The sequence below is a fragment of the Janthinobacterium sp. C22 genome (genome assembly GCF_057919405.1).
The window spans coordinates 3,450,541-3,475,801 of record NZ_CP193659.1 but is presented as its reverse complement, the minus strand read 5'-3'; the positions used below and the strand labels follow the sequence as shown (position 1 = coordinate 3,475,801).

Here is a 25,261-nt window from a genome sequence, read left to right as displayed (position 1 = left end):
TGTCTGATGCCGGATTATCCGTTTCAGCAAGTATATAGGGCGGGCAACAAAGCGGGCCGGAATTTACGCCAGGCAAGCATCGAGGCGCGCCAGGGTGACGCCGACATACGCGCCCACGCAGCGCCCGTCATGCGTCGTAAACGGGTTTTCCAGTTGCAGCAGGCCGCAATCGCAGACGACGGGGCCGACCTGGGTGACGACGCCGAGCGCCAGGTAGCGCCAGCCATCGAGGCGCAGCAGGCGTTTTTCCCGGCCGGGATTGGCGCTGAAAATCGCGTCCCAGTCGTCGATCTCGCTGGCCATGGGCCACAGTTCGAGCTGGACTTGCGTGCCGGCGGCCAGTTGCCCGCCACCGAACTCGTCCATCACGTGCAGGCGCTGGCCGCCCACCTCGATGACGGCTTCCAGGTACTCGCCCTCGGTCGCGATGAAAGTGGCGGCGACGATGCTGGCCGTCACTTCTGCGCCTGCTCCAGCAGGGCCGGCAATTCCTTCAGCATGGCCTCGCGCGTGCGCAAGCCCGCGGACTGCTGCCCCTTCTGCTCGTCCTGCACCAGGCGCGCGAAGACGATGCTGCGCCCGCCCTTGCTGGCCCAGCCCACGAACCAGCCGTAGCCATGCGCTTCGTCAAAGCTGCCGTCCGCCTTGCGCGGGAAAGCGGCGCCCGTCTTGCCATGCACTTGCCAGCCGTCCACATCGGCCAGGCGCGTCAGACGCCGCGTCTGTTCCATCGCCTGTTTCGTGACGGGCAATTGATCGTTGACCAGCTTGCGCAGGAAGCCCAGCTGTTCCAAAGGCGAGATCTTCAGCGAAGAGCTGATCCACGAGCGTTCCAGGCTATTGTCCTTGCCGGGGTCGCCCGAGACGTCCGCATTGCCATAGCGCAAAGCCTTGGCATATTTCTGGAAACGCTCGGCGCCCAGCGCCTGCGTGATCTGCTGCGAATACCAGACGACGGAATACTGCATCCAGCGCGACGGGTCCGTATCCTGGCGCCACGCTTCGCCGCCCCAGTCCACATAGCCCTGGCGGAATGGCAAGCTGGGCTTGTGCTCGTCCTTGAGGAAACCGGCGTCATAGCCCATCAGGCTGAGCGCGATCTTGAACGTGGAGGCGGGGGTGACGCGGTCGATACAATTACCCTCCTGCAGCAGGACGGCACCCGTTTTGGCGTCGGCCATGGCGGTGCAGATGGTGGCGGCGTGGGCTTGCGAGGCGGCCAGGACGGCGCCTGTCAGGCCGAGGATGAACTGGAAGAATGCACGGTATTTCATGGGCCTCCGGGGCTGAGGGAGAATGACAAAGCGAAATTGTACCGGGCGGCGCGGCGCGATGCCAGCGCTGATGCAGCGCATGCGCATTAGCGCCCCGCCGGCGCGCCCGGCTGGCGTTCCCGCTTCAAATGTTCCTCTTCCAGCTCGTCCATGCCCAGCTTTTCCTCGTCGATCAGCGCATGCTCGCGCCGCTCGCGCTCCAGTTCCTCTTCCAGGCTGTCTTCGCCCGGCTCCTGCGTGATGTTCTCCGGCATGCGGTCTTCCTCCACGGTGGTTGAGTGAAAAGCTCAGGCAAGCTGGCCCGCCTGCGCCACGGCATCGTGCGGATGCAGGCTTTCCATATGCCGTACGGTAACACGCGCCTGCGCATAATGCGACGCCAGCGCCGCCTGCACGCGGCGGGCCGCGTCTTCCACATACATCAGGTTAGCACCATTCAAGCGTGCAAACGCCTGCTCGTCGGCCCGTTTCACGGCCGTCTGCAAGGGCGTCGCCAGCGCCGCTTCCACCCGGTCGATCAGGGGAAACAGGTCCAGTTCGGCGTCCTGCGCCACCTGCACGGTGACCGTGGCCATGCTGCGCTGGCTGTGCGGCGTGGCCAGGCTCGCGTGTTCCCGCAGCCAGTCGCGGGCGGCCGCGCCGTCGATGCCGCCCGCGCCGAACTGCGCCGCGAAGGCGTCGGCCAGCAATTGCCGCGCCAGCGCCGCCGAACACGGACAAGTCGACGAATAGCCGATCTCCACCGTCAGGGACAGGGCAAAGCCCTGCGGAGCAACACTGGCTTGCAGGCGCACGGGATACGATTTCCAGCCCGACAGCCCCGCCGTCAGCAGCGCCGGCTGGCGCCGCAGCAGGGGAAACGCCAGCGCGATGCGCGCCTGCGTGCTGCCGCAATCGGCGTGACTGCCGACCATGCGCCGCAGCACGGCGGCCAGCGCGCCCGCATCGAGCGGCTGCGCGGCGGCAAAGGCATCGAGCAGCAGATACAGGCGCGACATGTGGATGCCCTTGACTGCCGGATCGGGCAGATCGACTTGCACGTCGGCCCACGCATGCACTTGCTGCGCCTGCCCGCCCTCTTCCAGCCACAGCGGCAAGGCGATGCCCTGCATGCCGACCCATTCCAATGGCAAGGGGTGACCCAGATGGGGACCGGCCGCCACATCGGGCAGGGGTGTGGAAAGAGAATCGCGCTTCATGGCCAAGGCTCCATATGCAAACAAGTTGCATATCATGGAGAAAAAGCGCCGCATTTGCAAGTATCTTGCATTAAAGCGACGCAATAATTTAACTTGACTCGCTAACACATGTCAGATAATGTTGACACATGACAGATACAAATACTCCCAACCCCACCGGCGACCGCTTGCTGGCGATGCTGGCGGCGCTCGACAATCCGCACCGGCTGCGCATCATCGCGGCGCTGGCCAGCGGCGGGCGCAACTACATCAGCCAGCTGGCGCGCGACCTGGGCATCAGCCGGCCTCTGCTGCATTTGCACCTGCAAAAGCTGGAACACGCGGGCCTCGTCACCAGCCAGCTGGAACTGTCGCATGACGGCAAGGCCCTCAATTACTTTGAAGCCAGTCCATTTGAATTGCTGCTGACGCCGGCCAGCATCGCCGCGGCGGCGTCCACGCTCACCCCCAACCCGGATCAATCCTGAACTGTAGAGGTCATCATGTCTGAAAATATCTTTTTCGCCGCCTTCTTCTTCCCCTGCACGGCCGCCGTCATCATCTTCGCCCTCAAATATACGTCCGGCATCGTGCAGGCGCGCGCCCGGCTGGCGCAGGACGGCGCCTACCAGGAACTGGCCAGGTCCATGGCCGCCACGCAGGCGGAAACGGCAGTTTCGCTGGCCGCGCTGAACGCTTCCGTGGCGCAGATCCAGGCGCGCCTGGGCAGACTGGAGACGATACTCAAAGAAGTCGAGTAAACCGTTTCATCGCCCACCACGACCAGGAGATCGCACCATGAATACCGTATCGACCGCCCGTCTGTATGCGCTGCGCGCCATGTATCTGCTGGTTGTCCTGGGACTGGGCAGCGTGCTGTGGCCCGGCATCGTCACGCCGCACGCGCCGTGGGAACTGGCGCGGGGCACCGTCAACTGCATGCTGGCCGCGTTTTCGCTGCTATGTCTGCTGGGCTTGCGCTATCCGCTGCAGATGCTGCCCCTGCTGCTGTGGGAGGCGCTGTGGAAGACCATCTGGCTGCTGCTCGTGCCGCTGCCGCAATGGCTGAACGGCCAGATCGATCACGCCACCGCGGCAACCGCGTTTGAATGCGCGTTCGTGGTGCTGGTCTACCTGGCCATTCCGTGGCGCCATGTGCATGCGCACTACATCCTCAAGCCGGCCACGCCGTGGCGCCAGCTCAGGCAGCCTTGCGAAACGTCAAATTGATGCGTTGCGCGCCCAGCAGCGCGTGTTCGCCCTCCTTCAGGGGCGCCACGCCGTGGAAGCGCAGGCGGTCGGCGCCGCCCCACGCCACCACGTCGCCGTGCAGCAGCGCGATGCGCGCCGCCTTGTCGCTGCGCTCGGCGCCGCCGAACAAAAAGGTGGCGGGCAAACCCAGCGAGACGGAAACGATGGGCGCGCTGAAATCGCATTCGTCGCGGTCCTGGTGCAGGGCCATGCGCGCGCCGGGCGCATAGCGGTTGATCAGGCAGGCGTCGGGAACAAAGCCCGGATAGCCGGCCGCCAGCGCCGCCTCCCGCGCCAGGCGCAGGAACACGGGCGGCATCGGCGGCCAGGGCAAACCGCTGGCCGGATCGAGGCGCGCATAGCGGTAGCCGCGCCCATCCGTGACCCAGCCCAGGGGGCCGCAGTTGCTCATGGCAACGGACATGCGCAAGCCGCCCGGCGTGGCCATGTGGCGCAGGGGCGCCGCCAGCACGATGGCGTCCAGCGCCGGCATCAGCTCGGGCAGATACGGCAGCGAAAAACCGCGCAGCAGGACCGACGCGCGCGAGCCGGGCACCAGCGGCGCCGGGCCGGCCGGGGCCTGCTCTTCATCGGCAAACAGGGACAGGTTCATGCCGGCTATTTTAGCCGCGCCACACAAAAACCGCCCGTGGTGCGTTACAGTAGCGCTTCCAGCCACTACCGCCCTCCTCCACGATGGATCATTACGCCGATTTGCTGCACACCCTGGCGCAGCAGGAAGAATCCCTGCAATTCGAACGCTTCGACAACGACGCCGCGCTGGCCGTGGGCCTGTGGATCGTCGAAGAAGTGCGCAAGCGGGGCAAGGCCGTCACCGTCGACATCACGCGCAACGGCCAGGTCCTGTTCCACCACGCCATGACGGGCGCCACGGCGGACCAGGCGGACTGGATACGCCGCAAGAACAACACGGTGCAGCGCTTTTGCCGCAGTTCCTATTACATGGGCATTTCGTATAAAAGCCGCGGCAGCACCTTCGAAGACGTGAAATACCTCGACGATATCGAGTACGCGGGCCACGGCGGCGCGTTTCCCCTGCTGATACGCGGCGTGGGACTGGTCGGCACGGTCACCGTGTCCGGCCTGGCGCAGGCGGACGACCACGCGCTGGTGGTGGCGGCCCTGCAGGCGCAGCTGGACGCGCAGCTCAATACATAGTCAGGCGTCCAGCGCCCGGCGCAAGGCGGCGCGCGCCAGCAAGCGCGTGGAGTCCAAGGTCGGCAGCGGCGAATTGGCGTCGCTAATGATCAGCGGGATTTCCGTGCAGCCGAGGATGACGGCATCGCAGCCCTGCCCGCGCAAGCCGGCGATAATGGCCTGGAAGCGCGCCACGCTGCCTGGCTTGACCACGCCAGGCACCAGTTCCTCCATGATGATGCGGTTGATTTCGCTGCGCTCGTCCTCGCCGGGCCGCACGCAGGCGATGCCGCGCGCGGCCAGCCGGTCCGGATACACGGCGCTGTCGACCAGCCAGCGCGTGCCCGTCAAGCCCACGCGCTGGTAGCCGCGCGCCCCCGCCTCGCTGGCCACGACGTCGGCGATATGCAGCCAGGGCAGCGGCGAACGGGGCGCCACCAGCTCGAATGCCTGGTGGATGGTGTTGTCGGGGCAGATCAGGAAATCGGCGCCGGCCGCCGCCAGCTTGTGCGCCGACGCCAGCATCAGTTCGGCCACGCCGGCCAGGTCGCCCCCGTTCAGGCATTCCACATAGCGCGCCAGCGGCGGCGTATGCAGCGTCACTTCCGGGTGTTCATACGCTCCCAGCGCATGCGCGCCCTCTTCGCAGATGGTGCGGTAGCACAGGGCCGCGCCTTCGGCGGAACAGCCGACGATGCCGATATGTTGGGTCATGTTGATGTCTCCCAGTGTAGTGTATTGATGTAGATCAGATGCGCTGGCCGCCGTCGATGGGAATTTCGGCGCCCGTGATGTACGAGGCGCGCTCGCTGCACAGGAACTCCACCAGATCCGCCACTTCGGCCGTCGTGCCCAGGCGGCGCAAGGGGATTTGCGTGTCGACGATGTGCGAAGTGCCGGGCGACAGGATCGCCGTATCGATTTCGCCCGGCGCAATCGCATTCACGCGCACGTTCAGCGGCGCCATGTCGTTGGCCATCTCGCGCGTCAGCGAGGCCAGCGCCGCCTTCGAGCTGGCGTAGGCGGAACCTGCAAACGGGTGCACGCGGTAGCCGGCGATCGAGCACAGGTTCACGACGGCGCCGTGCGCGTTCGACAGTTCCTGCGCAAAGCCGCGCGTGAGCGCCAGCGGCGCAAAGAAATTCGTGTTGTACATTTCCTGCCAGGTCTGCATGTCGGTGGTCAGCGAATTGACGCGCGAGCCGCCCGGCCCCTTCGGCGACACGCCCGCGTTGTTCACCAGGGCGTGCAATTTCGAGTCGCCCAGCATGGGGCGCAGGGTGTCGACCATCTGCCCGATCTGGCTCAGGTCCGACAGATCCATGCACACATGCGTGTTGTGCTCCTGGCTGCGCGGACAGCCGCCCGGTATCGGGCTGCGCGAGACGGTGATCACGCGCCAGCCCAGGCTGCGGAAGCGCTCGGCCACGGCGTGGCCGATGCCGCGGCTGGCGCCCGTGACGATGGCGGTTTTCTGCTCAGTATTATGCGTGTTCTGCGTCATGTGCTTCCTCGTTCTGTACTTTTCCTTGTTCTGTTGCGCCGGCATGCATGCGCTCCTGGCGCATCACATACGCCAGCATCTGCGTGCCGCCGTCGAGAATGTCCTGTTCCATGGCGCGCCGCGCGGCCGCCCCGTCGCGCTGGCGCAGCGCGGCCATGATGGCGTGGTGGTGGCCGACCCGCATGTCGGGTGAAAAGCTGGCGTAGCCGGCGGCGATCAGGGGCGCCGTCTGCATCCACAGGTGGTCGACGAAGCGTTTTAACGTCGGCATGCCGGCCGCCTGCGCCAGGCCCAGGTGAAACGCCTGGTTGCATTGCAGGGCCGCCGGCAGGTCGTGCCGCGCAATCGCCTCTTCGTTCGCCTGCAGCAGGCGTTCCAGGTCGGCCAGGCTGGCCGCGTCGATGCGCTGCGCCGCCTCGAACGCGCCCAGCCCTTCCAGTTCCAGGCGCAGCGCGCGGATTTCCAGGTAGCGCGCCACGCTGAGCACGGGCACGCGGAAGTCGCGCGGCGAGCGCAGCACCAGCGCCTCTTCCTGCACCAGCTGCAGCATGGCGTCGCGCACGGGCGTGACGCTGGTACCGAGCTGCAGCGCCAGCTCGCGGATGCGCAGCCGGTCGTTCGGCTGGTAACGCCCGGCCGCCAGCGCCTCGCGCAGCATCGCATACACGGACTTGCCCAGGTTGACGTGCAACAGGCTGTCCAGGGAATGGTTCATAGGTGTTTTTCAACTGTGTCAAATTATGATGCATCATACATCAACACGAAAAACAGTGTTTTTCCAGGCGTGCGCCGCAGACAGGAAGCCGCGCAAGACCGTACAATCAGCCGCCACCGTATCGAAAGGAGCGCACTTGAACTGGGATTATCCGCACGCCCACACCCTGCCCGTCACGCCGGAAGCGGCCGACATCGACGGACTGCAGCACACCAACAACGCCGTCTACGTGCGCTGGTGCGAGCATATCGCCTGGCACCACTCGGCCACCCTGGGGCTGGACCTGGACGATTACCGGCGCCTGGACCGGGCCATGGCGATACGCCGCGGCGAATACGACTACCTGCTGCCGACGCGGGCCGGCGAAGCGCTGACCCTGGCCACCTGGCTGTGCGCCAGCGACGGGCGCTCCAGCATGGAACGGCGCTTCCAGCTGGTGCGCGACAGCGACGGCGCCACCGTCGTGCGCGCACGCTGGGATTTGATCTGCATCGAATTGAGCAGCGGCCGCGCGCGCCGCCTGCCGCCCGAGTTCCTGGCCGTGTACGAACCGGCCATCGTCGCGGCCGCCGCGTAAAGGGGACGCCCGGGCGCCGCCGTTTTGCGCGCCGTTCGGCGAAGATGCGGGGCTTTTCTTGCGCCTCCGCAGTGCAACATGCATTTCGCTCCTGCTTTGCCCGTGCATGCTTTAGAATCAGCGACCTCAGCCCCGTAAAAACAGGATAAAACATATGACGGCAGTCGGGAACACCGAACCACAAGAGCTCAAGCGCGGCCTGAAAAGCCGCCACATCCAGCTCATCGCCCTGGGCGGCGCCATCGGCACCGGCCTGTTTCTGGGCATCGCGCAAACCATCAAGATGGCCGGCCCTTCCGTGCTGCTCGGCTATGGCATCGCCGGCGTCATCGCCTTTTTGATCATGCGCCAGCTGGGCGAGATGGTGGTCGACGAACCCGTCGCCGGCTCCTTCAGCTATTTCGCCGACAAATACTGCGGCCACCTGCCCGGCTTCCTGTCGGGCTGGAATTACTGGGTGCTGTATGTGCTCGTCAGCATGGCCGAGCTGACGGCCGTCGGCATCTACGTGCAGTACTGGTGGCCGGGCGTGCCCACCTGGGTCTCGGCGCTGATCTTCTTTTGCGCCATCAACGCCATCAGTTTGCTGAATGTCAAGGCGTTTGGCGAAATGGAATTCTGGTTCGCCATCATCAAGGTGGTCGCCATCATCGGCATGATCGTCTTCGGCGCGTATCTGCTCGCTTCCGGCGACGCGGGACCACAAGCCTCCATCGCCAACCTGTGGCAGCACGGCGGCTTCTTCCCGAATGGCTGGCAGGGGCTGGTGATGGCCATGGCCGTCATCATGTTCTCGTTCGGCGGCCTGGAACTGGTGGGCATCACGGCGGCCGAGGCGGATGATCCGAGCACGACGATACCGCGCGCCACCAACCAGGCCATCTACCGCATCCTGATCTTTTACATCGGCGCGCTCGGCATCCTGCTGTCGCTGTACCCGTGGCAAAACGTCGTCACCGGCGGCAGCCCGTTCGTGCTGATCTTCCATGCGCTCGACAGCAACCTGGTGGCCACGGCCCTGAACGTGGTGGTGCTGACAGCCGCCCTGTCCGTCTACAACAGCGGCGTGTACTGCAACACGCGCATGCTGTTCGGCCTGGCCAAGCAGGGCAATGCGCCGCGCGCGCTGCTGCACCTGAACCGCCGCGGCGTGCCGCTGGTGGCGCTGGGCGTGTCCGCGCTGGCCACGGGCGCCTGCGTGGTGGTCAATTACTTCATGCCGGGCGAAGCGTTCGAAGTGCTGATGGGCCTGGTGGTCTCGGCGCTGATCATCAACTGGGCCATGATCAGCTGGATCCACCTGCGCTTCCGCGCGCAGAAGAAAGCCGAGGGCAAGACGACCTCGTTCCAGAGCCTGGGCTACCCGTTCACCAACTACCTGTGCCTGGTGTTCCTGGCAGGCATCCTGGTGATCATGTACCTGACGCCGGGCCTGCGCATCTCCGTCTACCTGATTCCCGTGTGGCTGGCCGCACTGGGCGTCGGCTACTGGATCAAGCAAAACAAGGCCAAAGCATAGGCTGTTTGCGCCAGATCAAGCGACAAGCAAACAAAAAACCCGTCTTCGCAGACGGGCTTTTTGCATTCGGCGCGGCCGTGTCTACGCGGTGGCGGCCCCGCCCTCTTCCGGCAGCACGTCGGCTTGCCACAGGCTGATGGTCTGGCCCGCATACGATTGCAGCAGCACGTCGTCGCTCAAGGCCTGCATCGCCTGCTGGCGCTGCTCCGCCTTTTTCTCGGGCGTCATGCCCAGCTCGTCGGTCCGGTACGGTCCCAGCGCGGGCAGCAAGTCGCGCAGCACGGAAAAATTGCCCGGCGTGGTCTTGTCCGACTCCAACTTGCCCAGGAAATACTTCATGACATGCTCGGACTGATTGTCCTCCTGCCGCAAGCTCGCCTTCACCATCTTGCCATCCTTGTAAGCCACCTGCGCATCGCTGCTGGCCGTATCCTCGATCTGGTGATAAGTATAGTTCTGCGATTCCGTATTGTCCGTCAGGCGCAGCGGCACGCCGGCGACCAGCGACTGATGGAAGCTGGCGCTGAGCTTCGATTGCTGCCGCTGCCTGATTGAACGCTCGTCCTGGCTGGGGCCGGCCTGCTCCGTCTTTTGCGACACTTCGTAATGGAAGCCATCCTTTTCCGAACTGCGCATGGGATTGCTGAATTTCACGGCCTGCGACACGGAGGCGCTGAAATCGGCCAACCCCGTCAGGATGGACTTGTCCTCGGCCGCCAGGCGCCACTTGCCCGCCGCGGGCGTGTCCGTGGCCGCTTGCGGCGCGGCGGCATTGCTGTGCAAGGCCGTAAAGCTATCCTTGAGCATGGCCACCAGGCCCGCGTCGCCATGGCCGCGCGACGCCGCCTGGTCGAACTGCTTCATGTAGCTGTCCAGCGCCTTGGCTTGCCGCTCCTTGCTGCCCAGGGTATTGAGTTGGCTGGCGTCGACCTTCAAGTCCAGGCTGCCGGCCTCGCCGCTGAAGCTGACCTGGCGCTGCGCGCCATCGGCCTGGAAATCCAGGGTCTGCACGCTTTCCATCTCGCCGCGCACCTTGACTTCCGCATGCAGCTTCACCGACGCCAGCACCTGCTGGTCGAACTGCATCAAGCCTTCCAGCTTGATTTTCGGCGTGCTCTGTCCCAGGCCGTCGATGGCCGCCTGAAAACCTTTCGCCAGGTCGCCCAGGGCGCTGGCTTCAGCGTCGCTGAGGTCGCCGCTGGCCGTCATGTTCACGGCCAGGCCGTCGCCCTGGCTGTCGAGCGACAGCTTGACTTCCACGCCGCTCCTGGTGGTGATGCTGAGGGCAACCCTGTCTTCGCCATTGCCATGCAGGCTGCCCGGCGCGATGCCGGACGCCGCATAGACATTCGGCGTGGTGCTCGGCGGCGGCTGCCGCATCGCCTGCGAGAAATTGTAGTTTCCCAGCTTGACCTGTCCCAGCATGGCCGCGCCCAGGCCGCTGAAGCGGCCGCCAAACGTATATGACGAGAAACTCTTCGTCATCGCCTCGCTCACCTTGTCGCGCGTCGCGCTTTCCCACACCAGCGGCGGCTTCACGAGCGCGCCCGCGGCGCCGCTGCCTTTCACGCTCTCCGGGCTGAGAGCGACGATGGTGGACGGCGCGGATGCGGACGACGGCGCCGCATCCGCGCGGTTCGAGGTGGCGGCGGAGGCCCGCGGCGGGGCGCTATTCCAGCTTGAAAGTGGAGAAATGGAGGTCATGGCGCTGTAACCTTGCAAGTGGCGGGAATAGGCATCATAAAATATCGATATGGTTAGTTTTTTTGCAATCACCTGGCGCCAGGCAAACCTTGCGTCACGTTATCTGGCGTGGTGGCAAGTACTGCATGGCAATACTGCATTAACGGCAAGAAACAGAAAAGCATGAGCGTCGGGTAAATGAAACATTTTCATGCCGCCCGCCTTGCCTGACTCAACAAGTTGAATCGCTGCCGGGAATGTCCATTAGAATGCCTTCATGGAACACAAGATTCTGCACGCCCCGCTGGCCAGCTTTACCGACTTGTTGCTCGACGCCGTGTGCATGGTCGATGTGGAGGGACGCTTCGTCTTCGTCAGCGCGGCTTGCGAGCGCATCTTCGGCTACACGCAGCAGGAAATGATCGGCAAGCTCATGCTCGACATGGTCGCCCCCGCCGACCGCGCCCGTACCCTGGCCGCCGCGCGCGCCATCATGGACGGCCATGCGCAGACGCACTTTGAAAACCGCTACCTGCGCAAGGATGGCAGCCTGGCCCACATCATGTGGTCGGCCCGCTGGTCCGCCGCCGACCAGCTGCGCGTGGCGGTGGCGCGCGACGTCACCTTGCTGAAACAGGCGCAGGCAAAACAGGCTGCGCTGTACGCCATTTCCGAAGCCATGCAGGCGACGCAGGACTTGCCCGCCTTGCTGCACCGTATCCAGCACATCATCGGCGAACACTTGCCGGCGCGTAGCCTGACCCTGCTGCTGCAGGACGAACATGGCGCCCAGGCGCCCATCACCTGCCATGCCGACGACGGCGCGCCGCAGCCGACGTCGCCGCTGGCCAGCCTGCTGTGCGACGAGGTCCTGCGCAGCGGCCGCCCCTGCTGCTGCAGGCGGGACAGCTGGCCGGTCTGCCGGCGGCGCTGCAGATGGCGGCCGGCGCCCTGTCGTCGTGCTGGCTGGCCGTCCCCTTGTACTCCTCCATGGGCAGTATCGGCGCGCTGGCCCTGCAAGGTGAGCAGGATGCCGTCATCGGCACGGCGCAAGACCAGGATTTGCTGCAATTTATTGCCAAACAACTCGCCACCGCCGTCGAGCGCCGGCAGTTGCAGACGCAAATGCAGTTCATGGCCATGCACGACGAGCTGACCCGTTTGCCGAACCGCCGCCTGTTCCACGACCGCCTGCATACGGCGTTCGCGCGCGCACACCGCCAGGAAGGCCGGCTCTCGCTGCTGTTCCTGGACTTGAACAACTTCAAGCGCGTCAACGATGACCACGGCCATGCCTGCGGCGACCTGCTGCTGCAAACGGTGGCGAGCCGCCTGCGCGATTGCATGCGCGAAACCGACACCTTGGCCAGGATGGGCGGCGATGAGTTCGTCGTGCTTCTGGAAAGCAATGCCACGCCGGCGGACGTCAGCCAGATCGAGCAAAAGATCCATGCGGCCCTGGCCGCGCCGCTGTACCTGGGCAACGGGCAGCAATTGCGGATCACCGTCAGCATCGGCGTGGCCCACTATCCGGAAGACGGCGATACCATGCAGCTGCTGCTGCGCCATGCGGACCGGGCCATGTACGCATCGAAGGTGCTTGCCGCCGCCTCGCGCTAAGGGGCGCCGGCTCCTGGCGACGCTCCCCCATGCTATACTTTCCGGCGATGCTAAGACTCTTCAAAACATGGCTGATCCTGCTGCTGATCGCGGCGCTGCCGCTGCAGGCCGCCGCCGCGGGCGCCATGCGGCTGTGCGCGCCGTTCGCCCCGCCTGCCGCCGCGATGGCGGCAGCTTGCCAGCATCACGCCGCGCAGTCATCCACCATCACGGACAGCGCCGGCACGCAGGAGGGAAGCCAGGCTCCTGCCAAGCACCCCGCGTGCGGCGCCTGTGCCAGCTTTTGCCTGGGCGCGCTGATGCCGCCCTGCCTCGCCCTGCCTGCCGCCGCCTGCGCCGGCGCGCAACGCGTCACCACCGCGACAGCCGCCTTGCTGACGGGATTCATTCCCGACGGCCCGCGCCGGCCCCCGCGGCCGCTTTCCGCATAGATTCCAAGCTCGTCCCAAACAAGCCACCGAGGTGGCCACGATTGACTTTATTCGTCTGAAAGCAGCACATGATCAAACATTACATACTGCGCGGCGCCTTCGCCGCCATGCTGGGCTTGCCCACGTTCGCCATGGCGGCCCTGCCCGTCATTGAAGTCTACAAGAGCGCCTCGTGCGGCTGCTGTTCCGCATGGATCAAGCACCTGGAAGCGAACGGTTTCACGGTGCGCGCGAAAAACGTCGAGATGCCGGCGCAATACCGCAAGCTGGCCGGCATTCCCGACGCGCTCGGCTCCTGCCACACGGGCCTCGTCAACGGCTACGCCATCGAAGGCCATGTGCCGGCCAGCGAGATCAAGCAGCTGCTGCGCGAGAAACCCAAGGCGAAGGGCCTGGCCGTGCCGGCAATGCCGATGGGCTCGCCAGGCATGGAAGGACCGCGCAAGGATGCGTACGATGTCTTGCTGGTCAAAAACAATGGCAGCACCGCGGTCTATAAGCACTATCAGTAATCAGTAAGATGCAGGGGAAATGAAAAACGCCGCCGGAATCGCTTCCGGCGGCGTTTTTTTGTCAGGCAGTCAAGGACTTACTGCCTGTCACGACGGCATCAGATGCTGTCGAGTACTGCATTCAGGCTGGCGCTCGGACGCATGACCGCTTCCGTCTTCGCCGGATCGGGCAGGTAGTAGCCGCCGATATCCGTTTCCTTGCCCTGCACTTCTTTCAGCTCGGCAACGATCTTCTCTTCGTTGTCGGCCAGGGCCTTGGCCACTGGCGCAAAATGCGCTGCCAGTTCCGCATCGTCCTTCTGCGCCGCCAGGGCTTGCGCCCAGTACATGGCCAGGTAGAAATGGCTGCCGCGATTGTCCAGCTCGCCGGTGCGTGGCGATGGCGACTTGTTGTTGTCCAGCAGCTTGCCGGTGGCTTCATCGAGGGTTTTCGCGAGAATCTTGGCCTTCGCGTTGCCCGTCTTGATGCCCATGTCTTCCAGCGACACGGCCAGCGCCAGGAACTCGCCCAGCGAATCCCAGCGCAGATGGTTTTCTTCCACCAGCTGCTTGACGTGTTTCGGTGCCGAACCGCCGGCGCCCGTTTCGTACATGCCGCCACCGGCCATCAGCGGCACGATCGACAGCATCTTGGCGGAGGTGCCCAGTTCCAGGATCGGGAACAGATCGGTCAGGTAGTCGCGCAGGATGTTGCCGGTCACGGAAATGGTGTCCAGGCCGCGGAAGGCGCGCTCCAGGGTGTAGCGCATGGCGCGCGTCTGCGACATGATCTGGATGTCCAGGCCGCTGGTGTCATGATCCTTCAGATACACCTGTACCTTCTTGATGACTTCGTTCTCGTGCGGACGGTAGGAATCGAGCCAGAACACGGCAGGCATGCCCGAGTTGCGCGCGCGCGTGACGGCCAGCTTGACCCAGTCGCGGATCGGTGCGTCCTTGACCTGGCACATGCGCCAGATATCGCCCTCTTCCACCGTTTGCGTCAGCAGCACTTCGCCCGTTTCCAGGTCGGTGATGTTGGCGATGCCGCCTTCCGGCACTTCAAACGTCTTGTCGTGCGAACCGTATTCTTCCGCTTGCTGCGCCATCAGGCCCACGTTCGGCACGGTGCCCATGGTCTTCGGATCGAAGTTGCCATGCCATTTGCAGAAGCCGATCATTTCCTGGTAGATGCGCGCGAAAGTCGATTCCGGCATGACTGCCTTGACGTCTTTCGGACGGCCATCGGCGCCCCACATCTTGCCGCCGATACGGATCATGGCGGGCATCGACGCGTCGACGATGATGTCGTTCGGCGAATGGAAGTTGGTGATGCCCTTGGCCGAATCGACCATGGCCAGTTCCGGACGATTCGCGTGGCAGGCGTGCAAGTCTTTCAGCACTTCATCTTTTTGCGACGCCGGCAGGGTTTCGATCTTGTCGTACAGGTTGCTCATGCCATTGTTGACATTCACGCCCAGCTTGTCGAACAGTTCCGCATGCTTGGCGAACGCGTCCTTGTAGAAAATGCGCACGCAGTGGCCGAAGACGATCGGGTGCGACACTTTCATCATGGTGGCCTTGACGTGCAGCGAGAACATCACGCCCGTCTTGAAGGCGTCGTCGATTTCCTTCTCGTAGAACTCCAGCAGCGCTTTCTTGCTCATGAACATGCTGTCGATGATTTCGCCCGCTTGCAGGGAAACCTTCGGTTTCAGCACGATGGTCTTGCCCGAGGCCGTGACCAGCTCCATCTTGACATCGCGCGCTTTTTCCAGGGTCAGCGATTTTTCGCCGTGGTAGAAGTCGCCATGGTGCATGTGCGAGACGTGGGTTTGCGACGACTGGCTCCACTCGCCCATCGAATGCGGGTGCTTGCGTGCGTACTCTTTGACGGCCTTCGGTGCGCGGCGGTCGGAATTGCCTTCACGCAGGACCGGATTGACCGAGCTGCCGATGCACTTGCCGTAGCGGGCCTTCAAGGCTTTTTCTTCTTCCGTCTTCGCATCTTCCGGATAGTCCGGCAACTTGTAGCCACGGCCTTGCAGTTCGCGCACGCAAGCGATGAGCTGGCCTTGCGAGGCGCTGATGTTCGGCAGCTTGATGATGTTGGTGTCTGGACTCTGGGTCAATTTGCCCAGTTCAGCCAGGGTATTCGGGACTTTTTGCGCGTCCGTCAGGAATTCGGGAAATTCAGCCAGTACACGTGCCGCCACCGAAATATCGCTGGAGACGACGTCCACGCCGGCCGGCGCGGTGAATTTTTTGATAATCGGCAGCAGGGAATACGTCGCGAGCAGCGGCGCCTCGTCAGTCAGCGTGTAGATGATTTTGGATTTTTGTGTTGCCATGTTCATTCCCTTGTATGCGGTGATGCCTGGTGGTTAACTTTCTTCATTCCAAACACAGGACGGTTAGCCTTGCTTTGGACGGCTAGTGTGCCGGCGGTGACGCCGTGCTTGCCCACCACGTATTTTAGACTGTCCAGCCGCTGTTTGTGTATCCGATGGCGACGAATCTTATATAAGACAGCAAATATCTGGAACTGCCAGGCCCGGATGGCCATTTTCCGCCGTGAAATGGACGCAAGGCGGCGGCACGGCATGTATGCCGCCCTGCAGAAACGTTCAATATTGACAATATTCAAGTGGAAGCGACGTCACAGCCGCTCGTTCTTGACGATGCCGCGCACGTTCGTCAGGGCCAGGCAAAGGTTCAGCACGATCAAGGCCCAGGCCCCGTCTTGCCAGCCCCGGCAGACCCGCAGCGCGTTGCTGAACAGGAAAACCCAGAAGCCCGCAAAGCGGCGCGCGCCTGGCGGCACGATATGCGGCAAATGCCATGGCAATGCTGCGCATTGAGAGCCTGGCGCGCGCAATTTGTCTTTTTGCAACATTAATTCCGCGTCATCACTGCCGCCCCGCTGGCGCAGCCCGTTCGCGGGCGTCGCCACGCCCCAAAACGGCGCCGCACAAACGACAACTACATTGATATTTATCAAACTGACAGCCCGATACCCGGGCTATTGTCGGTGCCATCTTTGATCTGAGACAGAAACTCTGCTGCCAAGAATCGACCATTCCAGACACAACGCCAGTTCTCGCCAGGCTCTTCATTCCCCAGCCGATAACGCTTGCCAAGTGCGGTAACACGCAGCGCCCCCTCCCTTGCCTACACGTGCTGGGGACACTTTTGCTAACGATTTTGCAGCTTTTCGATTAATGAACGTTAAAAAGGAATTTCGTATGAGCACGTATTCTGACATTTGCATCGTAGGCGCCGGCATAGGAGGCTTGACTTGCGCCAACCGCCTGATCGACGCCGCCGCCAAAAGGAAGCTGCGCATCCGGGTATTCGACCTGAACGCCACGGTGGGCGGCCGCATCCAGTCACGGAAAATAGACGGCGAGGAAATCGCCGAGCTCGGCGCCGCCCGCTACTCGCCGCAGCTGCATCCGCATTTCCAGCAACTCATGCAGGGCAGCGGATTGCCGCATGCGCTCTACCCGTTCACCGAAGTCATCTCCCACGATAGCGTGCTGGACGAGCTGAAGGCAACGCTCGATGGCCTGAGCCCGATGCTGAAAGAGCATCCGAACGACTCCTTCCTCGAGTTCGTCAGCCACTATCTGGGCACCGCCAAGGCCACCCACATCATCAAGGCGACCGGCTATGACGCCTTGCTGCTGCCGATGGTGTCGGCGGCCATGGCCTACGACATCATCAAGAAGCACCCGGAAACGCAGCACTTTACGGAAAACGCCGCCAACCAGTGGCGCTATGCCATCGACGGCTACCACGCGCTGCTGTGCCAGTTGCAGCACCAGGCCCAGGCCGCCGGGGTGGAATTCCGGCTCGAACACCGTTTGCTGTCCGTAGAAAAATCCGGCGCCGACCACGTGCTCGCCTTCAGCCACCAGGGCGACACGCAGATGCACCGCACGCGCCATCTGGTGATGGCCATCCCGCCGTCCGCCATGCCGCGCCTGAACCTGGATTTCCCGCACGCCTGGAGTCCGTTCCAGTACGACTCGCTGCCCCTGTTCAAGGGTTTCTTCACGTTCGACACGGCCTGGTGGGACGCGCTCGGGCTGACCGACAAGGTGCTGATGGCGGCAAATCCCCTGCGCAAGATCTACTTCAAGAGCGACAAGTATGTGCTGTTCTATACCGACAGCAAAAGCGCCACCTACTGGCGGGACAGCCTGGAGCTCGGTGAAGACGTGTACCTGGAGCGTGTCCGCAGCCATCTGGAAGAAGTTCTGCCGCTCGATGGCCAGCCGCTGCCGCAGATCAAGGCGCACTTCCACAAGTTCTGGCCGCATGGCGTCGAGTTTTGCGTGGAGCCGGAAGCCGAGCACCCGGCCGTCCTGCTGCACCGGGACGGCATCATTTCCTGCTCGGATGCCTATACCGCGCATTGCGGCTGGATGGAAGGCAGCCTGATCAGCGCCAAGCAAGCCAGCGGCCTGTTGCTGCAACGGCTGGAGCAACTGGAGGATGCCGCCAACGATACATTCATCACTTCCTCGACCGAGCGCGCATGAGCCTACTTGACTTCCCCCGCCTGCATTTTCGGGGTTTTGCCCGCGCCAATGTGCCGACGGGGAATCGCAATACGCACGGCAACATCGATATCGCCACGAATACGGTATCGATGGCGGGCGACGCTGTCGATCTGAGCCGGCCGCCGGCCGAATTCCATACGCACCTGAAACAGCTTGCCCCCGCTTCAATGCGGCGGGCAAGCCCGATCCGGACGGCATCTTCAGCCAGGCGGCAGGCTACAATTTTTGCGGCAACAATCATTTTTCGTGGGAAAACGCGCGGATCACGGGCGTCCAGCTGCGCGATGGCGAGGTCGATACGCAGGATGCGCTGGTGGGCGCCAAGCTGGCCCTGTGGGGCCACTACAACGAGTACCTGCGCACCACGTTCAACCGCGCCAGGTGGGTCGACAACAACCCGGCCCAGCCGGACACGACGCTGATCTACGCCGGCCAGTTCACCTTGAGCGACAAGCAAGCCACGCCCAACACGCCCACCTTGTTCACTGCCGACATCGCGCAGGCGCACTCGGTGCGCTGGCTCGGCAGCGGCCATATCACGGAACGCAGCGGGCATTTCCTGGACGAGGAATTCGGCCGCTCCAGGCTGTTCCAGTTTTCCGTGTCCAAGCAAGACCCGCATTTCCTGTTCAACGCGGACCTCGCGCTGCCGCCCAGCATGCATGCCTTGCAGCAAGCATTGGCCGACGACGAGGTGCTGGGCCTGACGGTCCAGTATTGCCTGTTCAATATGTCGACGCCGCAAAAACCCGACTCGCCCGTGTTCTACGACCTGGCCGGCAGCATCGGCCTGTGGCGGCGCGACGAGCTGGCCACCTATCCGGCCGGCCGCCTGCTGCAGCCGCGCCAAGGCAGCCTGGGGCCGGTGCTGGTGAAAGTGCACGCGGACCGCGTCGCGTTCAACATGCCGAGCGCCATTCCTTTTACCACGCGCGGCACGGATGCTGTTTCCGAACAGCATCCGACGCATGCCCTGGGCGGCAAGCAGGCGCTGGGCGACCTGCTGCTGCATGACGGCGCCGGCACCTTGCTGGCCCGGATTCCCGAGCAGCTGTACCGCGACCACTGGCGCCATCACGGCGTCTTCGACGTGCCGCTGCAACAGCCCCCGCCTCCGGTTCGCTCAGCCTGGGCAGCGCGCAGGCGCAGTGGGAAGAAGCCGACTGGGTACTGCAATCGGACAGCAACCAGCTGTACCTGGAAGCACCGAACGGGAAAAAGCATGAAACATTTCCGCATGGCATCACCGTGCAAAGCCGCTTCCGCGGCGAGCTGGCGGCGCCTGCGTCCCTGCCGGCGCGGGCCGAGGACGGCGCGCTGCTGGATGTGGAACGGCAGCCCTCGCCGCTTGGGACCGGCTACACGGCGCTGACCCTGACGGGCCGCCAGCCGGGCGCGACCAGGATCGTGCTGGGCACCGGCAAGGAGGCACAGTACCTCGGCGTGCGTGTGCTGCCCGACGACTGGGACCTCGACGAGGTACCCGCCGAACAGGTCGACTACGCCTTCCTCTACCGGCATGTGATGAGCTACTACGAGCTCGTGTATCCCTTCATGTCGGACAAGGTCTTCAGCCTGGCGGACCAGTGCAAGTGCGAAACGTATTCGCGCCTGATGTGGCAGATGTGCGATCCGCGGAACCGCGACAAGAGCTACTACATGCCCAGCACCCGCGAACTGTCGCTGCCAAAGTCGCGCCTGTTCCTGAAATACCTGACGCAGGTCGAGGCAAAGGCCAGGGCCGCAGTGCCGGAACCGGCGGCGCCGCCTGTCATCGGCTGCAAGGCGGAGCTGATCGAGGAACTGAAGAAGGCCATCGACCTGGAATTGTCGCTCATGCTGCAATACCTGTACGCCGCGTATTCGATTCCCAATTATGCGCAGGGGGCGGCGCTGGTGCGGGCCGGCCGCTGGCTGCCGGCCGAGCTGCAACTGGCCTGCGGCGGCGAGGACCGGCGCCGCAACAGCGGTACGCGCGGCATGTTGCTGGAGATCGCCCATGAAGAAATGATTCACTACTTATTAGTCAACAATGTGCTGATGGCGCTGGGCGAACCGTTTTATGGCGGCACCCCGGTGCTGGGCCAGCAGGCGCGCCAGCGCTTCGGTCTGGACACGGAATTCGCATTCGAGCCTTTTTCCGAACACGTGCTGGCCCGCTTCGTGCGTTTCGAATGGCCCGACTATATTCCCACGCCGGGCAAATCGATTGCCACCTTCTATATCGCGATCCGCCAGGCCCTGGCCGACCTGCCCGGCCTGTTCGAGAGCGGCGGCGGCAAGCGCGGCGGCGAACACCACCTGTTCCTCAAAGAACTGACCAACCGCGCCTATCCCGGCTACCAGCTGGAAGTGTCCGACCGCGACAGCGCGCTGTTCGCCATCGACTTCGTCACCGAGCAGGGGGAAGGCGTGGCCGTCGATTCGCCGCATTTCGCTTCCTCGCACTTCCAGCGCCTGCGTGCCGTCGCCGGCAGGTTTTCAGCCTGCGACAAGCCGTTCGAGCCGGCCCTGCCGGCGCTGAAGAATCCCGTGCTCGAAGCGCGCGCGGACTGCAGCGTGGTGACCGACCAGCAGGCGCGCGGACTGATGCGCCTGTATCAGGGCTGCTACGAACTGACCTTCCTGCTGATGGCGCACCATTTCGCGCAGCAGCCGCTGGGCAGCCTGCGCCGTTCGCGCCTGATGAACGCCTCGATCGACATCATGACCGGCCTGTTGCGCCCCCTGTCGGCCGCCCTGATGAACATGCCGTCCGGCGTGCCCGGCCGCCATGCGGGACCGCCCGTGCCCGAGCCCGTCGGCAGCCGGGTCAGCAGCGACTACAGCCAGGGCTGCGACATGCTGGCGCAGAAATGCCTGGCGCTGGCGCAGTACGCGCGCGGCCTTGAGAGCGATGTCATCGGCATGGCGCCGATCGAAATGTTGGAGTTTTTTAATCAGCAACTTACCGATTTATCTCGGGGAAAGATGTCAAGAGAGGCCTGAAATGCATAAAATCATTATCGTCGGCGGAGGCTTGGCAGGTAGCCTCAGCGCCATTTATCTGGCGCAACGGGGACACGATGTCCACGTCATCGAAAAACGCGGCGATCCGCTGCTGGAGAATGCAGCAAACGCCGACCCGGTCAACTCGCGCGCCATCGGCGTGAGCATGACGGTGCGCGGCATCAAGGCCGTCCTCGGTGCCGGCATCAGCAAACAGGAGCTCGACCAGTGCGGCGAACCCATCGTCGGCATGGCATTCAGCGTGGGCGGCCGGCACCGGATACGCGAACTGACCCCGCTCGAAGGGCTGTTTCCCCTGTCGCTGGACCGCACGGCCTTCCAGCGCCTGCTGAACCGGCATGCCGTCAAGCACGAGGTGAAGTATTACTTTGAGCATAAATGCCTGGATGTCGACCTGGAAAGAAAGATCGTGCAGATCCAGGGCCCGGACGGCGCCGTGCAGCAGTTGTATGGCGACCTGATCATTGGCGCCGACGGCGCCCACTCGGCCGTGCGGCGCGCCATGCAAAGCGGCGTGCGCCGCTTCGAGTTCAGGCAGAGTTACTTCCGCCATGGCTACAAGACGCTGGTGTTGCCGAACGCGGCGGACCTGGGTTTCAGGAAGGATCTGCTGTACTTCTTCGGCATGGATTCCAAGGGACTGTTTGCCGGCCGCGCGGCCACCATTCCGGACGGCAGCATCAGCTTCGCCCTGTGCCTGCCCTACACCGGCACGCCCAGCCTGGGCACGCTGAACCGCGAAGCCATGGCCGATTTCTTCAGCCGCTACTTCGGCACCCTGCCGCCGGACCGCCGCCAGGAGATGCTGGACCAGTTCATGGCGCTGCCCAGCAACGACCTCATCAATGTCCGCTCCAGCACCTTCCATTACAAGGCGAATATCCTGCTGATCGGCGATGCGGCGCATGCCACCGCCCCCTTCCTCGGACAAGGCATGAACATGGCGCTGGAAGACGTCCACGTCTTCGTTTCCCTGCTGGAAAAGCACGGCAATGCCCTGGGCCCCGCCCTGTCCGAATTCACGCAGCAGCGCAAGGTGCAGGCGGACGCCATGCAGGACATGGCGATCGCCAACTATGAAGCGCTGAGCAATCCGAATCTGATTTTCTTCCTGCAGACGCGCTACACGCGCTACATGCACAAGAAATTCCCCGTGTTTATCCGCCCGACATGGCGGAGAAACTGTACTTCACATCGGTTCCCTACGATGAACTGCAGCAAATCCAGAAGAAACAAAACGTTTGGTACAAACTTGGAAGGGTAAACTAATGAACATTCTCGTCATCGGCGCAGGACCCGCAGGACTGATCTTTGCCAGTCAGATGAAACAGGCTCAACCCGGCTGGAAGATCAGCGTTACGGAAAAAAATACCCCGGAAGAAGTGCTGGGCTGGGGCGTGGTGCTGCCGGGACGGCCGCCGCGCCATCCCGCCAACCCGCTCTCCTATCTGGATCAGCCGGAACGGCTCAATCCGCAGTTCCTGGAAGAATTCAAGCTCGTGCATCACGACCAGCCCAACCTGATGAGCACCGGCGTCACCCTGTGCGGCGTCGGACGCCAGGCCCTGGTGCAGGCCCTGCGCGCCAAGTGCGTGGCGGCCGGCATCGCCATCCGCTATGAAACGCCGCCGGCGGACAAGGCGCAGCTGGAAGCCGAGTACGACCTGGTAGTGGTGTCGAATGGCGTCAATTACAAGGCGCTGGACTTGCCGCCCGCGCTGGCGCCGCACATCGACTTCGGGCGCAACAAATACATCTGGTACGGCACCACCCAGCTGTTCGACCAGATGAACCTGGTGTTCCGCAGCAATGACCAAGGGATTTTCATCGGCCATGCCTATAAATACTCCGACACGATGAGCACCTTCATCGTCGAATGCAGCGAGGAGACGTACGCCAAGGCGGGGCTGGAGGCGCTTTCCGAGCGCGACGCCGCCGCGTATATCGCCAGGACGTTCAAAGCCGAACTCGGTGAGCACGGCCTCCTCAGCCAACCGGGCCAGGGCTGGCGCAACTTCATGACCCTCAGCCACGACCGGGCCTGCGACGGCAAGTTCGTCCTGCTCGGCGATGCGCTGCAATCGGGGCATTTTTCCATCGGCCATGGCACCACCATGGCGGTGGTGGCTGCCCTGCTGCTGGTCAAGATCCTCAATACCGAAGCCGGCGCGGCCGCCGCCCTGGACAGCTTCAATGCCCGCGCCGTGCCCCTGATGCAATTGTTCAAGGACCACGCCAACAGCAGCCGCCTGTGGTTTGAAAGCGTGGGCGAGCGTATCGGACTGAGCAATGAAGAGCTGACCGCCAGCTTCGACGCGCGCCGCAAGGACTTGCCGTCGCTGCAGGAAGCGCTGATGGCCAGCCTTGGCTACGCGCTGGGCCGCTAGGGAGCCGCCATGCCAGCACACGTCGCCCCGCCGCTGCTGCCGATGCAATGGAGCAGCGCCTATATTTCCTACTGGACACCAATGCAGGAGGACGACCAGGTCACGTCCGGCTATTGCTGGTTCGACTATGCGCGCAACATCTGCCGCATCGATGGCCTGTTCAATCCCTGGCCGGAAAAGGAACATGGACACCTGCTGTGGATGTCGGAAATCGGCGATGCCAGGCGCGAACAAAGCCGCAAGCAGAAAGTGGCCTACGCGAGGCAGGCGCAGGCCACTGGCGAACAGCTGCAGGGCACGGCGCTGGCCGACGAGGTGACGCCGTTCCACGCCCTGTTCCTGCCGCAGGCGGTGCTGCTGGACGGCGGCGCGCGTCACGACGGCCGCCACTCCGTGCTGGGCCAGGAGGCGGACGCCTGGTTAGTCGAGCGGGCGGGCAAGCCGCCCTCGGTCTTTTACCTGGAGGCCGGCGGCAACCGCCTGTTGCGCATGGTCACCGGCAACGACGCGCAGCACCTTTCTGTACGCGACTTTCCCAACCTGTTTGTCGGCGACATTCCGGACAGCGTCTTTACGTCTTGCAACACCTGACCAGGATGTGGCGCGCGCCAGGGCCGCATGCGGCTCTGGCGCGCGCCACGCCTGGCCCGTGTTTTCGTTATTAATCTCGAAGGATATTGTTATGCCGCTGGTTGTTTACATTCTGGGGTTGACGATCTTTTCGTTAACCACATCCGAATTCATGGTGGCGGGCATGATGCCGTCGCTGGCCCAGGCCATGGACGAGCCGGTCACGCGGATCGGCTACCTGATCTCGCTCTACGCCATGGGCATGGTCATCGGCGGGCCGCTGAGCACCATCGCCCTGCTCAAGCTGCGCGTACCGAACAAGCAGGGACTGCTGTGGCTGCTGGGCTTTTATATCGTTGCCCAATCCGTCGCCGCGTCGGCCACCAGCTATGACATCCTGGCCATCGCGCGGGTGGTCACGGGCGTGGCGGCCGCCACCTGCTTTGGCCTGTCTCTGGCGATCTGCGCAGAAATCGTCGCTCCCGACGCGCGCGGACGGGCCGCCGCCGTCGTGATCGGCGGCCTCATGCTCGCTTCGGTGATCGGCGTGCCGGTCGCCACGCTCATCGACCAGCACCTGGGATGGCGCGCCAGCTTCTGGCTGGTGGTGCTGCTGGCGCTCTTGTGCCTGCTGCTGATCACCATGCTGGTGCCGCGCGCCAAGCCGTCCGAAGTCGTCAGCCTCGGCGAGGAACTGGGGAATTCCGCAACCGCCACCTGTGGGCAGCGTATGCCAGCAGCGGCCTCATCATCGGTGCGATTTTCGCGGCGTTCAGCTATTTCGCGGCCATCCTGACCGAGGTGACGGGCTTTCCAACGTCCTCGATACCCTGGCTGTTGGGCGTCTACGGCGTCGCCAACGTGGTGGGCAATGGCGTGGTCGGCCGTTATGCGGACCGCTACACCACCCCCATCATGGCCTGGGGCATGGTCATCCTGAGCATCAGCCTGGCGCTGTTCGCCGTCTTTGCGCACGACAAAACCATCAGCGTCGCCTTGCTGGTCGTCACAGGCCTGGTGGGCATGTCGATGAATCCCGCCATCATCGCCCGCGTGATGAAAACCGCCCACCCCGGGCCGCTGGTCAACACCGTCCATACCTCCGTCATCAACATCGGCCTGGGTGCCGGCTCGTGGCTCGGCGGCCTCGGCATTGCTGCCGGCTACGGCCTGCGCTCCCCGCTGTGGGTCGGCGTCGCGCTGGCAGTGCTTGGATTCATCAGCTTGCTGCCATACATCGGGCACAGGTCGCGCGACCCGCTGCTGTCTTCAGCCTGCAAGGAAGCCGACATATGACATGACCGGGGATCGTGCGGCGCTGGAAGA

The 25,261-nt window shown here is 63.8% G+C and carries 27 protein-coding genes and 1 pseudogene; 17 read left to right on the top strand and 11 right to left on the bottom strand.

The annotated features are described in order from the left end of the window. Positions 1-63: 63 nt before the first annotated feature. The 4 genes from ACRHIG_RS16230 to folE2 form a co-directional block, all read right to left on the bottom strand. Positions 64-459 carry a hypothetical protein gene (locus tag ACRHIG_RS16230; protein ID WP_489627082.1) on the bottom strand — a complete coding sequence of 132 codons (396 nt, stop codon included), beginning with the start codon at positions 457-459 and terminating at the stop codon, positions 64-66. Next, on the bottom strand, positions 456-1,274 hold the full coding sequence (blaOXA, locus tag ACRHIG_RS16225; RefSeq protein ID WP_489627081.1) for a class D beta-lactamase: 819 nt from the start codon (positions 1,272-1,274) through the stop codon (positions 456-458). The genes ACRHIG_RS16230 and blaOXA overlap by 4 nt, the downstream gene beginning before the upstream one ends. 86 nt (positions 1,275-1,360) lie before the next feature. Further along, complete coding sequence (locus ACRHIG_RS16220) at positions 1,361-1,528, bottom strand: hypothetical protein (RefSeq protein WP_175445233.1); 168 nt, start codon at positions 1,526-1,528, stop codon at positions 1,361-1,363. 33 nt (positions 1,529-1,561) lie between these two features. Beyond that, a complete protein-coding gene (gene folE2, locus ACRHIG_RS16215) occupies positions 1,562-2,473 on the bottom strand; it encodes a GTP cyclohydrolase FolE2 (protein ID WP_489627080.1) in 912 nt (303 codons plus the stop codon). Between the two features lie 128 nt (positions 2,474-2,601). On the opposite strand from folE2, the gene ACRHIG_RS16210 reads away from it, so the two are divergent. From ACRHIG_RS16210 to ACRHIG_RS16200, 3 genes are read left to right on the top strand one after another with little or no spacing between them, the layout of a single operon-like run. Next, positions 2,602-2,940 (top strand): ArsR/SmtB family transcription factor, encoded by a 339-nt coding sequence (locus tag ACRHIG_RS16210; protein WP_489627079.1) that lies wholly within the window; start codon positions 2,602-2,604, stop codon positions 2,938-2,940. 15 nt (positions 2,941-2,955) lie between these two features. After that, on the top strand, positions 2,956-3,213 hold the full coding sequence (locus ACRHIG_RS16205) for a hypothetical protein (RefSeq protein ID WP_475414915.1): 258 nt from the start codon (positions 2,956-2,958) through the stop codon (positions 3,211-3,213). Positions 3,214-3,250: 37 nt separating this feature from the next. Continuing rightward, a complete protein-coding gene (locus ACRHIG_RS16200) occupies positions 3,251-3,682 on the top strand; it encodes a hypothetical protein (protein ID WP_489627078.1) in 432 nt (143 codons plus the stop codon). Here ACRHIG_RS16200 and alkB read toward each other — a convergent pair. Continuing rightward, positions 3,654-4,316, bottom strand: a complete 663-nt coding sequence (alkB, locus tag ACRHIG_RS16195; protein WP_489627077.1) for a DNA oxidative demethylase AlkB — start codon at positions 4,314-4,316, stop codon at positions 3,654-3,656. The genes ACRHIG_RS16200 and alkB overlap by 29 nt on opposite strands. A gap of 83 nt (positions 4,317-4,399) precedes the next feature. On the opposite strand from alkB, the gene ACRHIG_RS16190 reads away from it, so the two are divergent. Further along, complete coding sequence (locus ACRHIG_RS16190; RefSeq protein WP_489627076.1) at positions 4,400-4,882, top strand: heme-degrading domain-containing protein; 483 nt, start codon at positions 4,400-4,402, stop codon at positions 4,880-4,882. On the opposite strand, the gene ACRHIG_RS16185 is transcribed toward ACRHIG_RS16190, so the two are convergent. The 3 genes from ACRHIG_RS16185 to ACRHIG_RS16175 are packed head-to-tail and all read right to left on the bottom strand — an operon-like array spanning position 4,883 to position 7,080. Then, positions 4,883-5,575: an aspartate/glutamate racemase family protein gene (locus tag ACRHIG_RS16185; protein WP_489627075.1), complete on the bottom strand. Its 693-nt coding sequence runs from the start codon at positions 5,573-5,575 to the stop codon at positions 4,883-4,885. A 34-nt stretch (positions 5,576-5,609) separates the two neighbouring features. Continuing rightward, positions 5,610-6,365 carry an SDR family NAD(P)-dependent oxidoreductase gene (locus ACRHIG_RS16180; protein ID WP_475414910.1) on the bottom strand — a complete coding sequence of 252 codons (756 nt, stop codon included), beginning with the start codon at positions 6,363-6,365 and terminating at the stop codon, positions 5,610-5,612. After that, a complete protein-coding gene (locus tag ACRHIG_RS16175) occupies positions 6,346-7,080 on the bottom strand; it encodes a GntR family transcriptional regulator (RefSeq protein WP_489627074.1) in 735 nt (244 codons plus the stop codon). Before ACRHIG_RS16175 ends, ACRHIG_RS16180 begins: the two co-directional genes overlap by 20 nt. A 136-nt stretch (positions 7,081-7,216) precedes the next feature. Between ACRHIG_RS16175 and ACRHIG_RS16170 the strand changes: the two genes are divergently transcribed. Together ACRHIG_RS16170 and ACRHIG_RS16165 are read left to right on the top strand one after the other, a co-directional pair. Continuing rightward, positions 7,217-7,657 carry an acyl-CoA thioesterase gene (locus ACRHIG_RS16170; protein WP_489627073.1) on the top strand — a complete coding sequence of 147 codons (441 nt, stop codon included), beginning with the start codon at positions 7,217-7,219 and terminating at the stop codon, positions 7,655-7,657. Positions 7,658-7,811: 154 nt separating this feature from the next. Further along, positions 7,812-9,176 carry an amino acid permease gene (locus ACRHIG_RS16165; RefSeq protein WP_475414907.1) on the top strand — a complete coding sequence of 455 codons (1,365 nt, stop codon included), beginning with the start codon at positions 7,812-7,814 and terminating at the stop codon, positions 9,174-9,176. Between the two features lie 81 nt (positions 9,177-9,257). Here the strand turns inward: ACRHIG_RS16165 and ACRHIG_RS16160 are convergent, their stop codons facing one another. Beyond that, on the bottom strand, positions 9,258-10,880 hold the full coding sequence (locus ACRHIG_RS16160; RefSeq protein WP_489627072.1) for a hypothetical protein: 1,623 nt from the start codon (positions 10,878-10,880) through the stop codon (positions 9,258-9,260). A 256-nt stretch (positions 10,881-11,136) separates the two neighbouring features. Between ACRHIG_RS16160 and ACRHIG_RS16155 the strand changes: the two genes are divergently transcribed. The 4 genes from ACRHIG_RS16155 to ACRHIG_RS16140 all read left to right on the top strand — a co-directional run bounded on the left by ACRHIG_RS16155 (position 11,137) and on the right by ACRHIG_RS16140 (position 13,422). Next, positions 11,137-12,015 carry a PAS domain S-box protein gene (locus ACRHIG_RS16155; protein ID WP_489627071.1) on the top strand — a complete coding sequence of 293 codons (879 nt, stop codon included), beginning with the start codon at positions 11,137-11,139 and terminating at the stop codon, positions 12,013-12,015. Beyond that, complete coding sequence (locus tag ACRHIG_RS16150) at positions 11,994-12,479, top strand: diguanylate cyclase domain-containing protein (protein WP_489627070.1); 486 nt, start codon at positions 11,994-11,996, stop codon at positions 12,477-12,479. Before ACRHIG_RS16155 ends, ACRHIG_RS16150 begins: the two co-directional genes overlap by 22 nt. Positions 12,480-12,526: 47 nt before the next feature. Continuing rightward, positions 12,527-12,910: a hypothetical protein gene (locus ACRHIG_RS16145; protein WP_489627069.1), complete on the top strand. Its 384-nt coding sequence runs from the start codon at positions 12,527-12,529 to the stop codon at positions 12,908-12,910. Between the two features lie 68 nt (positions 12,911-12,978). Then, positions 12,979-13,422, top strand: coding sequence for a DUF411 domain-containing protein (locus tag ACRHIG_RS16140; protein ID WP_489627068.1), 444 nt, complete (start codon positions 12,979-12,981; stop codon positions 13,420-13,422). A gap of 98 nt (positions 13,423-13,520) precedes the next feature. Here ACRHIG_RS16140 and ACRHIG_RS16135 read toward each other — a convergent pair whose 3' ends face one another. Beyond that, complete coding sequence (locus ACRHIG_RS16135) at positions 13,521-15,752, bottom strand: NADP-dependent isocitrate dehydrogenase (RefSeq protein WP_489627067.1); 2,232 nt, start codon at positions 15,750-15,752, stop codon at positions 13,521-13,523. 308 nt (positions 15,753-16,060) lie between these two features. Further along, the gene (locus ACRHIG_RS16130) at positions 16,061-16,249 is read right to left on the bottom strand and encodes a hypothetical protein (RefSeq protein ID WP_489627066.1); all 189 of its coding nucleotides are present in this window, start codon (positions 16,247-16,249) and stop codon (positions 16,061-16,063) included. Positions 16,250-16,646: 397 nt separating this feature from the next. Between ACRHIG_RS16130 and vioA the strand changes: the two genes are divergently transcribed. The 7 genes and pseudogenes from vioA to ACRHIG_RS16095 all read left to right on the top strand — a co-directional run bounded on the left by vioA (position 16,647) and on the right by ACRHIG_RS16095 (position 25,231). After that, on the top strand, positions 16,647-17,948 hold the full coding sequence (gene vioA, locus ACRHIG_RS16125) for a flavin-dependent violacein biosynthesis tryptophan-2 monooxygenase VioA (protein ID WP_489627065.1): 1,302 nt from the start codon (positions 16,647-16,649) through the stop codon (positions 17,946-17,948). A 334-nt stretch (positions 17,949-18,282) separates the two neighbouring features. Further along, positions 18,283-19,341, top strand: a complete 1,059-nt coding sequence (locus tag ACRHIG_RS16120; RefSeq protein WP_489627064.1) for a hypothetical protein — start codon at positions 18,283-18,285, stop codon at positions 19,339-19,341. A 152-nt stretch (positions 19,342-19,493) separates the two neighbouring features. Beyond that, positions 19,494-20,957 (top strand): ferritin-like domain-containing protein, encoded by a 1,464-nt coding sequence (locus ACRHIG_RS16115; RefSeq protein ID WP_489630814.1) that lies wholly within the window; start codon positions 19,494-19,496, stop codon positions 20,955-20,957. A 1-nt stretch (position 20,958) separates the two neighbouring features. After that, positions 20,959-22,242: an FAD-dependent oxidoreductase gene (locus ACRHIG_RS16110; RefSeq protein WP_489627063.1), complete on the top strand. Its 1,284-nt coding sequence runs from the start codon at positions 20,959-20,961 to the stop codon at positions 22,240-22,242. Positions 22,243-22,246: 4 nt separating this feature from the next. Then, the gene (gene vioD, locus ACRHIG_RS16105; protein ID WP_475417854.1) at positions 22,247-23,365 is read left to right on the top strand and encodes a flavin-dependent violacein biosynthesis monooxygenase VioD; all 1,119 of its coding nucleotides are present in this window, start codon (positions 22,247-22,249) and stop codon (positions 23,363-23,365) included. Positions 23,366-23,374: 9 nt separating this feature from the next. Continuing rightward, complete coding sequence (gene vioE / locus ACRHIG_RS16100) at positions 23,375-23,956, top strand: violacein biosynthesis enzyme VioE (protein ID WP_489627062.1); 582 nt, start codon at positions 23,375-23,377, stop codon at positions 23,954-23,956. 91 nt (positions 23,957-24,047) lie between these two features. Beyond that, a pseudogene (locus tag ACRHIG_RS16095) lies at positions 24,048-25,231 on the top strand (MFS transporter). The last annotated feature ends 30 nt before the right edge of the window (positions 25,232-25,261 follow it).